This window comes from Clostridioides sp. ZZV15-6383, assembly GCF_020657735.1.
In the GTDB taxonomy this organism is placed as follows: domain Bacteria; phylum Bacillota; class Clostridia; order Peptostreptococcales; family Peptostreptococcaceae; genus Clostridioides; species Clostridioides difficile_D.
Genome location: NZ_JAGWCV010000001.1, coordinates 209,944 through 224,865, shown reverse-complemented (window position 1 = coordinate 224,865; position 14,922 = coordinate 209,944). Strand labels below are relative to the sequence as shown.

The 14,922-nt window shown below is 26.1% G+C and carries 12 protein-coding genes; all 12 read left to right on the top strand.

Translation table 11 applies throughout. The features are described from left to right. The first annotated feature begins 21 nt into the window (after window positions 1-21). The 12 genes from KGF42_RS00940 to KGF42_RS00890 all read left to right on the top strand — a co-directional run bounded on the left by KGF42_RS00940 (window position 22) and on the right by KGF42_RS00890 (window position 14,912). Complete coding sequence (locus KGF42_RS00940; RefSeq protein WP_227825540.1) at window positions 22-2,688, top strand: glycoside hydrolase family 38 C-terminal domain-containing protein; 2,667 nt, start codon at window positions 22-24, stop codon at window positions 2,686-2,688. Further along, the gene (locus tag KGF42_RS00935) at window positions 2,681-4,375 is read left to right on the top strand and encodes a sugar phosphorylase (RefSeq protein WP_227825539.1); all 1,695 of its coding nucleotides are present in this window, start codon (window positions 2,681-2,683) and stop codon (window positions 4,373-4,375) included. Before KGF42_RS00940 ends, KGF42_RS00935 begins: the two co-directional genes overlap by 8 nt. A gap of 321 nt (window positions 4,376-4,696) precedes the next feature. Next, on the top strand, window positions 4,697-5,320 hold the full coding sequence (locus tag KGF42_RS00930; RefSeq protein WP_255650907.1) for a LytR/AlgR family response regulator transcription factor: 624 nt from the start codon (window positions 4,697-4,699) through the stop codon (window positions 5,318-5,320). After that, on the top strand, window positions 5,314-6,630 hold the full coding sequence (locus tag KGF42_RS00925) for a sensor histidine kinase (protein ID WP_227825538.1): 1,317 nt from the start codon (window positions 5,314-5,316) through the stop codon (window positions 6,628-6,630). Before KGF42_RS00930 ends, KGF42_RS00925 begins: the two co-directional genes overlap by 7 nt. Before the next feature lie 12 nt (window positions 6,631-6,642). Then, window positions 6,643-6,810: a cyclic lactone autoinducer peptide gene (locus tag KGF42_RS00920; RefSeq protein WP_003427910.1), complete on the top strand. Its 168-nt coding sequence runs from the start codon at window positions 6,643-6,645 to the stop codon at window positions 6,808-6,810. Window positions 6,811-6,849: 39 nt separating this feature from the next. Then, window positions 6,850-7,434, top strand: coding sequence for an accessory gene regulator B family protein (locus tag KGF42_RS00915; RefSeq protein WP_227825537.1), 585 nt, complete (start codon window positions 6,850-6,852; stop codon window positions 7,432-7,434). Between the two features lie 700 nt (window positions 7,435-8,134). Then, complete coding sequence (locus tag KGF42_RS00910; protein WP_003427913.1) at window positions 8,135-8,299, top strand: hypothetical protein; 165 nt, start codon at window positions 8,135-8,137, stop codon at window positions 8,297-8,299. A 378-nt stretch (window positions 8,300-8,677) separates the two neighbouring features. Next, entirely contained in the window at window positions 8,678-8,800 is a 123-nt protein-coding gene (locus KGF42_RS19755) for a hypothetical protein (RefSeq protein ID WP_255650906.1), read from the top strand. Between the two features lie 90 nt (window positions 8,801-8,890). After that, window positions 8,891-11,251: an FtsX-like permease family protein gene (locus tag KGF42_RS00905; RefSeq protein WP_227825536.1), complete on the top strand. Its 2,361-nt coding sequence runs from the start codon at window positions 8,891-8,893 to the stop codon at window positions 11,249-11,251. Window positions 11,252-11,285: 34 nt separating this feature from the next. After that, window positions 11,286-12,563, top strand: a complete 1,278-nt coding sequence (locus KGF42_RS00900) for a radical SAM/SPASM domain-containing protein (RefSeq protein ID WP_227825535.1) — start codon at window positions 11,286-11,288, stop codon at window positions 12,561-12,563. Beyond that, entirely contained in the window at window positions 12,564-13,610 is a 1,047-nt protein-coding gene (locus KGF42_RS00895; RefSeq protein WP_227825554.1) for a radical SAM/SPASM domain-containing protein, read from the top strand. Window positions 13,611-13,673: 63 nt separating this feature from the next. Then, a complete protein-coding gene (locus KGF42_RS00890) occupies window positions 13,674-14,912 on the top strand; it encodes a radical SAM/SPASM domain-containing protein (protein WP_227825534.1) in 1,239 nt (412 codons plus the stop codon). Window positions 14,913-14,922 lie beyond the last annotated feature (10 nt).

Genomic DNA, 14,922 nt, shown 5'->3' with positions numbered 1-14,922 from the left:
TGATTTTATATGGAGGAAGATATGAATAATAGGAAAAAAGTATATGTAGTACCTCACTCTCATTGGGATAGAGAATGGTACTTTACTATAGAAGATTCAAATATATTATTAAGTGAAAATATGCCTTATTTAATGGATGTACTTGAAAAGGATACGGATTATACCTCTTACACTTTTGATGCACAGTTATCTGTTGTTGAAGAATTAGTAAAGATATATCCTGAAGAAAAAGAAAGACTTAAGAAGTTAGTAAGTGACAAAAGAATATTTATAGGTCCTTGGTACACCCAAACAGATTCCATACTTGTGAACAAGGAGTCTATAATAAGAAATCTTTTATATGGCACAAGACTTGGGAACAAGTATGGGCATAGTATGAAGGTAGGATATCTTCCTGATATATTTGGACAAAATGCATATTTACCATCCATATTCAACGGATTTGATATGGAATATAGTATATTACAAAGGGGAATATACATAGATGATTTAAAGGGAAATTTAAACTTCAAGTGGGTTTCTCCTGATAATGAAAGTGTTAGAGCTAACAATATATTCTTAGGATATGGGTCAGGTAAGTTCTTATCATCTGATAATCAGTATATACAAGATAAGTTAATACCTATGCTTGAAAAATTAGAAAGTTTAAATAGGGATTGTGACAACTTACTTTTACCATGTGGTGGAGACCAAGTCTTAGTAAGAAAGCATTTCCCACAAACTATAAAAGAATTAAATGAAAAGCAAGATAAGTATGAGTTTGTATTATCAGATTACGAAACTTTTATGAAGGATACTTGGACTAACAATTTTGATAATAAGATACATGGAGAGCTAATAGCATGTGAAAAGTCTAGAATACACAATACTATAAAGTCTCAAAGATACGATATAAAATACTTAAACACTTTAGTAGAAAATAAGATTCTTTATGTATTAGAGCCATTATCTGTAATAGGTAAATTTTCTGGAATAAGCTATAAGTCTAGGTGGTTAGATATTATGTGGAAGTTACTATTTGATGCACATGCACATGATAGTATAGGTGGGTGCAACTCGGATGAGACGAATAGAGACATAGTTACAAGACTTGAAAAAGTTAATGTAATGTGTGATGATATTATAAATATTGTTAAGAAACAAATAACAATAGCTATAAGTAAATATTTAAATAGAGACAATATATTAGTTGTATTTAACACTAAAAATAAATGTATGAATGAAATAATAGAGGCTGTAATATTTACTAAGGAAAAAGACTTTACAATAAATACTATAGACAAAGAAACTGTAGAATTCACTATAAATAGCCAAGAAGTTCTAAGTGGTGGTAAGCAGATATTAGTAACTGCTGAAGGTGAAAAAGAAGTAGAATTACTTGGATACTATAGAACTGAAGTCAGATTAGCTAATGTAAATGTTAAACCTATGGGATTTACTACATTAGTAATTAATCAAGATAGCAAAGAAACAGCTGATATGTTAGTTGTATCTAATGATAGGAGTATAGAAAATGATTTATATGAATTAATATTCGATAACAATAACTTACTATTAGTTAATAAATCTACTAATAAAAGAATAGATAATATAGTTCATTTTGAAAATTGTGGTGATTATGGAGATTCATATGATTTTTCCCCATTAGGTAACGATAAAGACATATTAGCAACTAAAGCAGAGTTATTAGAAGTATCAAAGAGCAATTTAGTACAAACTATGAAGTTAAAGCATAGTGTAGAATTACCTTTTGATATAGATGAAAGAAAATCAAATAAAAATTCAACTATATTAGAAATAATAACTAAGATAGAAGTAAGAAGTGGTGAAAATTTTATAAGAGTTTCACATGATATAGAAAATACTGTAAAAGACCATAGATTAAGAGTTGTATACAATACAAATATAAAATCAAAAGTGTCATTAAGTGACCAAGGATTCTCTGCCATAACAAGACAAAACTACAATATGTACTTAGATAATTGGAAAGAAAGAAAGTTTGCTGAAAAGCCAGTATGTATATATGCTTTAGAGAACTTTGTAGCTTTAAAAGATAATAGCAATACCTTTGCTTTAGTGACAAAAGGTATAAAAGAATATGAAATATTAGAAGATAGCAAAATAGCACTTACTTTATACAGAAGTGTTGGTTTACTGGGAAGAGATAACTTGGCTTGGAGACCAGGTAGAGCTTCTGGTATAAATAACAAGGTCGTGTATACTAAAGATGCACAACTTCTTAATAAGAAATTGAAGTTTGAGTATGCCATATACTATGATGAGTCAGATGAAGATGTAACAGCATTATTTGATGTTACTGATAAATTTATAAATAAATACACTACTTACCAAAATCAAGATTTGAATTTATTTGAAGAAAGACTAGAAAGATTTGAAATACCTAAAGATAATACTATAAACTTATCAAGCTATAGCTTATTTAATATAGATAATGATGATGTGTTTATGAGTATGTGTAAAGAATCTTATGAAGAGGATGGAGTAATAGTAAGATTATTTAATCCGACAAGTAAAACTAAAGAAATAAGTATAAATAGCAAATATATAAAGGATATAAAGATAACCAATTTATATGAGAGGGAGTTGGATACTTTGGATTCTAGTGTACAAATAAAAGCTAAAGGATACATAACTCTTAAATTATTAGGAGGAGAATACCATGAATAAGACGATACTGTTACAAGGTATAGAACAAAAACTTAAAGAAATATATAAAGAAAAGTACAAACCAAAGTTCTTTGATATGATGAAAGCTACTATTGAGAAGTTTGAAGGTAAGGATTTTGACAAGGTGGATGCTATATCTGAAAAGAATGTATATTTAATAACTTACGGAGATAGTATATATGAAGAAGGTGTACCCACTATAGATACTTTAAAGAAATTCTTAAACAATAAAGTAGGAGATACTATAACTGATGTTCATATACTTCCTATGTTTGAATACACTTCAGATGATGGATTCTCTGTTGTTGATTATATGAAAATAGATAACAATCTTGGAAATTGGGAGAATATAAACAATTTATCTAAAGATTATAGATTAATGTATGATTTTGTTGCAAATCATATATCAAAGAGTAGTAGATGGTTTAAGGGATACTTAAGTGGAGAAGAGAAGTATCAAAATTATTTTATACCAGGAGATAAAAATTTTGATTACTCAAATGTAGTAAGACCTAGAACTTCTCCAATAATACATAAGTACCAAGGAAAAGACGGTGTAAAGACTGCTTGGACTACATTTAGTGAAGACCAAATAGATATAAATGTTAAACATTTCCCAGTACTTATAGAGATTACTGAAGTTTTGCTTAACTATGCATTAAATGGTGCAAATTCTATAAGACTTGATGCTATAGGATTCTTATGGAAGGAGTCTGGTACTACCTGTATACATTTACCACAAACTCACATGATAATACAACTATGGAGAATAATACTTGATTACTTTAAGAAAAATACTCAAATAATAACTGAGACTAACGTACCTCATTTAGAAAATATAAGCTATTTTGGCGATACTACAAATGAAGCACATATGGTATATCAATTTACATTACCACCATTAACGCTTCATACATTCACTACACATGATTCTACTAAGCTTACAAAATGGGCTTCGACTATAGATAAGGTATCTGATAATGCTACATTCTTTAACTTCTTAGCAAGTCATGATGGAATAGGAATGAGACCTACAGAAGGTATACTTACAGAAGAAGAATGTAAAATGTTAGTAGATAAGACTATAGTTAATGGTGGTAGAGTATCATACAAGGATAATCCAGATGGAACTAAGTCTGTATATGAGTTAAATATAAATTATTTAGATGCTTTATTAAATAAAGATGAAGATATAGAGGAAGATGTCCAAATACAAAAGATATTATCGGCACATGCATTATTATTATCATTTATAGGTGTACCAGCTATATACTATCATTCTCTATTAGGCTCTAGAAACTATTATGAAGGAGTAGAAAAATCAGGTATAAACAGAAGAATAAATAGAGAAAAGTTAGAGTATAGTAGGATTTGTTATGAATTAGAAAATAATTCTAGAAGAAATAAGATATTTATTGGACTTAAAAATATGATAGATATAAGAAAAGGAGAGAGTGCATTCTCTCCATATGCAAATCAAAATGTATTGGATTTTGGAAGAGAGATATTTGCACTAGAGCGTGAGAATAAAGAAACTAATGAGAAGGTAGTATTTGTAACTAATGTTGCATCTAATGAGAAGACTATAGACTGTGGTTTTAGTGGTGTAAATATATTGGAAAATACTAATATCAAAGGTAAGCTAACTTTAGGTGCATATAAATTTGATTGGATAAAAATCAAATAGGAGTTTCTGCCTTCAGATATTACCTAAGGTGGTTAAAGTGGAGTAGTATGGTATTTATTTAAATATGAGGTCATTGATTATGGTTTAGTCCAAAATGTTACATTTAAGTTCTGAAAAGTAATATTTATTGTCCAAAAAGTAGTATTTAAAGCCTAAATAGCCATAAATATATGGCAAAAAGATATAAATTGAAGTAATATAAAAGTAAGTTCAAGTATACCAATGAGAGGATGTTTAGACTTTGATTAATATAGGGATATGTGATGATGAATTACATTGTAGATAAAAGATATATTAAAAAAGGTATTAAGCTCATATACCATGGATTATAATATACATGAATTTTCATCAGGAAAAGAGTTGTTACGTAACTATCCAAAAAATTTAGACATATTAATTATTGATATACAAATGGAGATATTAAATGGTATGGATACCTCAAGAAAAATACGAGAGTTTGACGAAAATCTGGAGATAATATTTATGACTTCATTTCCTGAATTTATGCAAGAAGGGTATGAAGTCAAAGCATATAGATACATATTGAAACCAATAAATGAAAAAAAAATCACAAAAAATATTTTACCTTGTATAGATGAGATAATGAAAAAAAGGAATAATTATTTGACTATCAAAGTTAAGAACTATGTAGATAGAATTAAAATAGATTCTATTATTTATATAGAAACAGATAGACCTAATATAGTGATTTATACACATGATAATACATACACTACAAAAATGAGTATTTCCAAAATAGAAAAAATATTAAGTGAATTTGGATTTTTCAGATGCCATAATAGCTATATAATTAATTTAAAATTAGTACAATCTATGAATGGAAATAGTGTAGTAATAAATGGAAAGAGTATACCAGTAAGTAAATATAGAGTGAAAGGGTTAAAATTAGCAATAACTAATATATTAGGAGATATAATATGTTAGAAACATTAAATATAAATCTTTGGGATATTATTAATATAATCACAGGCTGTATAGATTGGATTATATTCTTTTTAGTCATGAGTATATTGGGGAAAAAAAATATATCTTTCAGAAAATATACAATTTATATGACACTTGTACTCGTATCTATGTCATTGGTCAATTTTATGAGTATATTTCCAAATTTTAAGATTATCATATGTATAGTAATAGGTTCTTTATTTTATATTGCTTCATACAAAGAGAGTATATATAAATGTATATTAATTAGCTTATTATTTTGGTTAGGATTAATGATGGGGGAAGGTTTAGCTATAGGTATAGTTGTAGTTATAAATCAATTAAATAATATTGATATAATACTAAATGGAAATTTATTTAGATTAGAGTCCATTGTGATATCTAAAAAATTCTTATTTATAATATTTATGTCAATTAAGTATTTTAAATTATCTATAGAATTTAAACCTAAGGATATGGTGCTTATAGGTTTACCTATATTATCAAATATAGTAAGTTTGTTATTAATATTTGGGTATAATCTTAAGAATAATTCTGTAAGCGATGATAATATATTTGTAATTATACTTTCAACTTTATTGATTGTGTCATCTAGCATAATAATTTTAATAGTAATAGGGAAAATTGTACAAGATGATAAAGTCAAGTTAGAATATGAACTGATAAATGAGAGAATAAAAATAGATCATAAAAGTTATGAGTCTATAAATGAAATACATGATAAATTAAAATATGTTTATCATGATTTAAAAAATCATATGATTTGTATAAAAAACTATGATACTAAAGAAGAAATTATATCTTATGTAAATAATTTAGAAAATAAAATAAATGATTTTGAGTATTTTAGAAATACAGGCAATAAAACATTAGATATAATTTTAGGAGAAAAGATATATCTTTGTAAAAAATATAATATTGAATTTGAAGACAGTATAAATATATCAAAATTACAATTTATTCAAGATGTTGATATATGTGCAATATTTGCAAATGCACTAGATAATGCAATTGAAGCATGTATGAAAATGAATAATAATACAGAAAAAAGAATAGAGGTTAAAGCTACATACGTAAATGGATTTGCCATAATAAAGTTCATAAATACTAAAGTAAATGATATTAAGTTTATTGATGAACGTATTAAGACTAGTAAGGATAATAATAGGGTACATGGAATAGGTCTTGCAAGTATCAAATATATGGTAAGCAAATATGATGGAGAACTTATAGTTAATTACTCAGATAATGAGTTTATATTAAAAATAATGATACCAATAAAAGATTAGGAGGAAGTACAAATGAAAAAAATAGCATTAAGTTTACTTAAAAGTATGTCAACATTAAGCCTAGGAATATCTAGATTATCAGCAAATACTGCAAGCTCATGGATAGCTCATCAAGCAGAAGAGCCACAGGCTTTAAAAAAATTGAAAAAAAATAATACAAGTACAAAATTCTCTCTCTAATCAAGAGAGAGTTTTTGTATTTAAGGAGGAAATATAAATATGTTTAAAAGTTTATCATATAAATTTGCAAATATTTTGGTTAGAAATGAAGTTATAGAAGATGAAGATTTTGAAATATATAGATATGGATTTGAGACATTAGTTTATTTTATCATTAATATTTCAGTAGCATTACTTATAGGTATTGCTCTTAATAAATTTATACAAACAATTATATTTTTAGTCTGTTACTGTACTTTGAGGCAATTTACAGGTGGATATCATGCTAGAAATTATACAGAATGTACAATAACATTTGCACTAATTTATATATCAATTATTTTAGTTACTGAGAATATAGACATTTATAAGTTTAAATATATATTAATACTATTACTTTTACTAAGTACAGTTATAATACATAAGGTTGCGCCCTTAGAGCATAGAAATAAACCTCTTAGTATCTATGAGAAGAAGAATTATAGAAATATTATAAAAAAGATAACATTATCAATAATTATAGTAGTTATAATAAGTTTAATATTTAATATTATGAGTGAATACATTATATATTCCTCATTAGCTGTATTTTTAATTACAATATTACTATTAGTACAAATTATTATTAATTTCTTCAAAAAATAATCTATTTAGCTAAGCTTAATGTCCAGTTAGACATAGTATATTGAATCTAAAACTTGAGGGTGATATCATAATAGCAAGCTAGATATTAAAAAAGTAATTTTATTAGATATTTGTAGTTTTGATATATTTATTGATATTTTCTGATTAGAAATATATTAGATAATTACAATACTTTCTATAACATATTTAAAAGGCAGTAAGAAGACATATATTGAAAAAATAAATTAATCTTAATATACAGTAAAAAAGATTATAAAAATATAAATCAAAGTCTGGAAGTATATGAGTGTTTTATTGAAACTAAGAAGAAAAATTTAACATATAAAAATTTTATAAAGATGTATTTGATAATTACCAGGTGTATATAAGACAGTTAAGAAATAAAATAAGTAAGTTTCTTATAAAAAGAAAATTAAGAAATATTAACATAATATCGTTTATTTATTTTTCTATTAAAAAGGTTTTATAGATTTATTTTTTATATTAAGATAAGTAATTTATAGGAGATACAAATAATTAAATCTGTAATTACAGAGCAATTGTTAGAATTGTAATCTGTTTTACATATAGAAAATATTTATTTATATATTTTATCGATAGGATAAGGCGCCGTGTATAAAAAATATTTTCAAACAAATTAAATTGATATGTAGCTTGTGTAAGTTAAAAAGTACAAAGTTACAGAAAGGTAGGAATAATTATGGAAAATAAAAAATTACAAATCGAAAAAATCACTGACAAAATAGAGATAGAAGAGGTAGAGGTGCAAGCAGATCCATGTAAAAATGATCCATATAACGGAATATATGATTGCTTAAGAGATTGTAGCTCAGGAACATCACCAAAAGGCTCACCAGCATATTAAGTTTTACTATGAAAGTTTAGATTATTGACAACAATAAGCCACCTGCTATGCGGGTGGCATTCTTGGTTATACAAAAATTAATCATATTCTAATATAAACTATTTAAGGATTTAACTTAATAAAGTTATTTAAAAATTATGCAACTATAAAGGTATAGATATAATAGAATAACATATAAATTTAGATTATACATGTTAGTCAAAGTCTCAATTTAAAATTTTATGTAGTACTTGAACTGCACCAAACTTAAAGTGTAAATAGGATAATAGAAAGTTTTATAAATAAGAATGTTATGTAATTAAGCAATGAGTTATGTCCCCAAAATAGAAAATTTGTTTTATAAGGGATGATAAATTTTTGTCATGGAGGTGAGAAGTTTTGTTTATAGTAAAACTTGCAATTTCTTATATGAAAAAACAAAGAGGAAAAACAGTAGCACTATTATCGAGTATTATACTTTCAGTCAGGCTTATTTTCTCAATTATTGTAATTAGAGCTTAGGGTTATGATTCTCAAATACAAGAAGCAAAGAACTTACATGGTGAATATCAAATATGGTTTGAAGGAATTGATATAAATAAAGCAAAAAAGTTGAAAAATGATACTGAAGTAAAAAAATCAAGCAGTGTTGAATATTTTTGTGAAGTAATTAATAAGGCAAGTGGTGTTAAACTTGCTTTAAATTCATTTGATAAAGATTTTATAGAGTCACTTAATTATAAGATGATAGGAAGAAATCCAACTAAAGAAGGCGAAATAGTCATAGAAAAAGAGGTTGCAAAACAGATAGGTATAAGTAATCCATTAAACAAGAATATTGATTTAATGTTAATGAATAAGTATGTTGATAATGATGGAACTAACAAAATGGATAGTGCCAATCAAACTTTTAAAATAGTTGGTTTAATTGAAAAGCCAAATAAATACTATACCTCTCTATCCGGTTCACTAGGAGGAATTAAAACTCAGGCTTTTATATATAAAGGCACAAAACTTCCAATAAGAACTGAAGATACATATAAAGGTGTAATATTCCTTAAATCTGAAAAAAATACATCTAAATTTATCAGTAAAATGGAAAAGAAACTAAATCTTACTTGGGATTACTTACATGAAAATACAGAAGTTAGTGCAGCAAAACTATTAAAAGATTTATCTGAAAATAAGGAAAATATTCAAAAGATGTTTCTTTTAGTTATTGTATCTAGCCTTGTAATCTACAATATTTTTAATATTATTCTGCAAGATATGATAGTTCAAATAGGACTTATGAGATCAATTGGTATGTCAAATAAGAAAATCAAGAGTATGTTTGCAGTACTGAGTCTTATTTATATAGTTTTAGGAACGATAATAGGTATGTTACTTGGAATGATTTTATCATACATTGGAGTGAGATTAATCTATGGATATAGCTCTATGATGACTGTAGAGATTTCAAGTATAATTTATTCTTTTTCAGTTTCTATATTAGCAGTGTCAATAAGTAGTTTTATAGTAGTCAGAAAAGCTGTGAAGATGTCTATAATTAATTCAATAAGAAGTAGTGAAATGTATGAAAGAAAATTAAAATATAGTAGTAATAAAACAAACAAAACGCAGGGTAACATAATTAGAAGTCTTGCAATTAGAAATATAGGGAGAAATAAATCTAGAACAATTATAACAATACTTGCGATTACCATGGTTGGAACAATGTTTATATTTAACCTTGGCACAAAAAGTCTATTAAAGGACAACATAGAATCAGGAGTAACTGGTGGCGGACTTGGCATGTCATATGGAAGTGTAGATAAAACCGTAAGCGGTAGTTACAATGGTACAGAAAGCTTATTTTACAAAATTGATGAAAGTATGATAGAAGAGATAAAAAATATAGAAGGGGTAGAAAGTGTAGAACCAAACTTTTTTAATCCTAATGGATATATTTTATTATCTAAGGATAAAATATCAAAATCTTATAAAGAGGAACTAGATAGAAGAAATTTACTATTTCAAGACAAAAATGATAATGAATATCCACTTCTTATAAGAGGTTATAGCGACGAATTATTAAAGAAAAGAGAATCATTTATTGAAGAAGGGAAAAATTTGATAAATACTAAAAATGGACAATATAAGAAAGTTATGTTGGTGAATAATACAAATTCACAAGTTACACATTCATTTGATGCTAAGGTAATTGAGAATGTAAAGGTTGGAGATGTTATAGACATAAAATTACCTGTATACAAAGATGGTACTCAAAAGTATGAAGCATTTAAGATTGAAGTTAGTGCGATTATGAAAGAAGTATATGCTGCAGCTCAAGATGGCAATGTTCATGCTAGTGGAGCACAAGTAATATTTAGAGAAGATGACTATAGAGAACTAACAGGTCAAAAGGAATATAATAAGCTTTATGTGATGACTCAAAAAGGTAAATTATATCCAGTGGAAAAAAAATTAGAAGAATTAACAAAGAATTATTCATTTACATCAATTGGTGGAAAAGGTGAGGATTTGAAACTGGTTGGAGTACAACAAAGCTCAGAGGAAAGGCTTGCAGCAATATATCAATGCCTAATTATACTTATACTTGCTGTAAATAGTATTTTCATTATGAGAAGTAACATTATATCAAGGAGAAAAGAATTGTCAACGCTAAGAGCAATTGGAATGAGTATCAAGAGTATTAAAAAAGTTCTAATAATTGAAAGTGAATTATATGGAATCATTGCAACTATAATAGGAACTATAATTGCAACCATATATTATAACTGGGGAATTTCAAAATCAAATAAAACTCTTTTAGCAGGAGGATTTAATAGGACTATAGAATATAACATTCCTTTTAATCAGATATTTATACTATTTGCGATTTTTATTATTATGGGGTTTGTTGCAGTATATCTATCTAAAGATAAGATTGAAGGAACAGAGATAACAGAGGGTATTTCACAAAATGATTAAGTTTGAGATTCTAAGATAACATGGGGTGATAAGATTGTTTGATGATATACAGATAAAGTTTAGAGAAAATGATTTATTAATAAACAAAAGAAATGGAAAAGTTATTCTATATAATAAAGAAAAAAAGAGACATGTAAAATTATCAGAAGAAGTATATGAATATACTAGACTTGCTGAAAAAAACAAATGGAAAGTCAGAGAATTAATAGATTGTTTTAAAAAAGATGAAGATAAGAAATATATCGAATCTATATTAAATATTATGATAAAAAACGAAGTAATTGATGGGAATCTATTCAACAAAAAAAACTTTAAAGACATGCATCTTTCTCTTACAAATAGATGTAATCTTAGTTGTAATCACTGCGTTTCAAGTTGTAGTCCTAAAGAAGAAGATTATATGGATACTAGTATGATTTTAAAATTAATAGATAATTTATATGAGTTAAATGTAAGAAGTTTGGTTTTAACTGGTGGAGAGCCATTGGTCAGAGAAGATTTTTTTGAAATTGTGAATTATATCAAAAAAAAACTTCCATTAGAGGAACTTAGTTTATCAACAAATGCAACATTAATTAATGATACAAATATTGACTTTATTATCAGTAAATTTCATAAAGTTGATATAAGTTTAGATGGAATTGATGAAGAAACATGTAGCAACATAAGAGGAAAAGGTGTATTTAAAAAAGTATTAAATGTAGTGTATGAACTTCAAAATAAGAAGTTTAATAATATAAGTTTATCTATGGTTTTTGGTGAAAAAAATTATCAAATGTCAGAAAAATTTAAAAAACTTAATGAAGATCTTAATACAAAAGCTATTGAAAGATATTTTCTTCCGAGTGGAAGAGGTCTAATAAATAGAGAAATTTACTCAGATGAAAACTCTGTTTTACCACTTGTGATACCTAAGTTTCGTGAAAATGAAATGAATGGTAAGAAGAATAGGATAAATCCGTGTTCGTGTTCATGTAATGCTTGTATTGAGCAAGTATTTATAGATCATAAGGGAAATATATATCCTTGTCCCTCTCTTGTGGAAAAGGAATACTTAGTTGGAAGTGTATTTGATAAAAAAATTATAAATAACCTGAAAGAGAATGACCTAAAAGAAAATCAAGCTTTTAGGAATCTTAATGAAATATATCCATTTAACTTTGAAAAATGTAAAGATTGTGATGTGAATATTTTTTGTTTTAAGTGTCCAGCTATGGTAAACAAAGTAAAAAATGATGATAAAGAATTAAACATATGGTGTAATTTAACGAAGAGAAATATGGAGCTAGCAATTTGGGGAGGTGAAGTATAACTGAAATTTACGATATTTGTTACAGAAAAATGTAATTTAAGATGTACATATTGCTATGAACGAGGAATGGATAGAGGTAAGAGCATGGATATAAATACTGCTAATAAAACCATAGACTTTATTTGTAAGAATATTAAAAATGAAGAACTTGATATTCCATTATATATTGTATTTCATGGTGGAGAACCTCTTATAAACTTTAAATTAGTAAAGCATATACATAAAGAGCTATCCAAAAGAGTATTAGAAAGAAAAATTATTTATGATATGACGACTAATGCAACTTATTTAGATGAAGAAATTATAAATTTTATGTGTAAAAATATAGATAATATTTCAATTAGTATTGATGGAACTAAGAAATTTCATGATAAAAATAGAATATTTTCAAATGGTGATGGTAGTTACGATTTAGTGATAAAAAATGCTAAAAGATTTTTAGATATAGGCAAAGACGTCAGAGTAAGAATGACATATACACCAGATACAATTTCTGAACTATATGAAAGTATAGCTCAAATTGTAAGGTATGGATTTACTAATATAGTACCAATTGCTGATTTTATGAGTTTAAACTGGACAAATAATCATATAGATATAATTAATGAGCAAATTTCAAAGTTAATAAATTTAAAAAAAGAACATCCGAACATAGATATTAGCTTACTTGATATTAAAAATTTGAATATTAAAAAGGGAGAATGCTTTGGTGGAATTGTTAGTTTTGCAATAGATGTTAATGGAGATATATTCCCATGTACTTTTAGTGTTGGAGATAATGAGTTTAAACTTGGAAGTGTCTTTGACAGGAATATTAGTGAAGAAAAAAGACAAGAGCTTATTAAAATTTATATTTCAGAGAATGAAGAGTGTAAGGATTGCTTAAGGAAAGAGTGGTGTACTTCAGTTAGATGTAAACTTATGAATAGAAAAGTTACAGGGGAATTTAATAAAGCAATTCCAATAATATGTGCACTGGAGAAAGTTATCTTAACAACAACAAGAAAAATAAAGATGGAAGAGAAATCTAAAGAGGTAATGATATAGCATAAAAATTTAATATGGAAGTACAATTCTTTATACTGTCATAAATATAGGGGGTAATAAAGTATGGAAGATAGATTTTTTATAAATGATGTATGTGACAACATAATAAATGAAAATCAAGTAATTCTTGCTAATAAGATAAATGGTAAATGGATAAAAATTCCTATTGAATGTTATAAAGTTATAGAATATTCAATAAAAAATAAAAAACCTCTTGATAAACTGGAAGATGTATTTAATCTTGATGAAGATAAAAAATATTATAAACAAGTTGTAGATAAATTAGAACAATTAGGTTTTGTAAGTAATTTTATTGTAGATAAATTTAAATTAGAGAGAGTGAATTTAGTTTCATTTTCTCCAACAAATAGATGTAATTTAAGATGCGATTATTGTTGTGCAGATTCTAAAATTGAAAATAAGGATTATTTGGATACAGAGGAGTTAAAAGAAGCAATAGATAATATAGTTAAAATAAACCCAAGAATTTTAACTATTACAGGTGGAGAACCATTACTTAGGGATGATTTTTTTGAAATACTATCTTATACAAAAGAAAAATTCAAAGGAAAGATAAGGTTATCTACAAATGCGACTTTAATCAAAGAGAATCAGGTAGATGAGATAATTGATGGTTTATATGCAATAGAAATTAGCTTAGATGGTTATGATGAATTAAGCTGTAGTAAGGTAAGAGGAAAAGGTGTATTTACTAAAGTAATAAATTTAATTAAATATATTAAATCAAAAGGATTTAATAATATTGGTTTGTCTATGGTTGTAGGAAAAAACAATGAAAATGACATAGATAAATTTAATAAGATGAATTATGAATTAGGGACAATTCCTATAATAAGAAATTTTATGAATATTGGTAGAGGAAATGAAAGTTGTATTAGATACCTTGATGATGAACTTGATATTGGATATATTTGTGAAGATGATTATATAAATAAAAATAGTTTAAATTCAAATATGTGTAAAGCTGGTGTAAACCAAATAAGTATTGACTATAAGGGGGATGTATATCCATGTCCAAACTTAGAGTATGATGATTTAAAGATGTTTAATATATTACAATTTGATGAAAGTATGTTAGAAAAAATTTTAAACAGAAATATGGAAATATTTGATAAGTTTGATACTTTAAAGCCTATGAACATGGAAGAATGCAAAGATTGTAAAGTAAATGTATTTTGTACAACATGCCCATCTAAAATGTATACTTTAAAAAATAATAAAGAGATGTTAAATTCAAATTGTAAAAAAATGAAAAGTATTTTAGAGCCTATTGTGTGGTAAATACTATTAT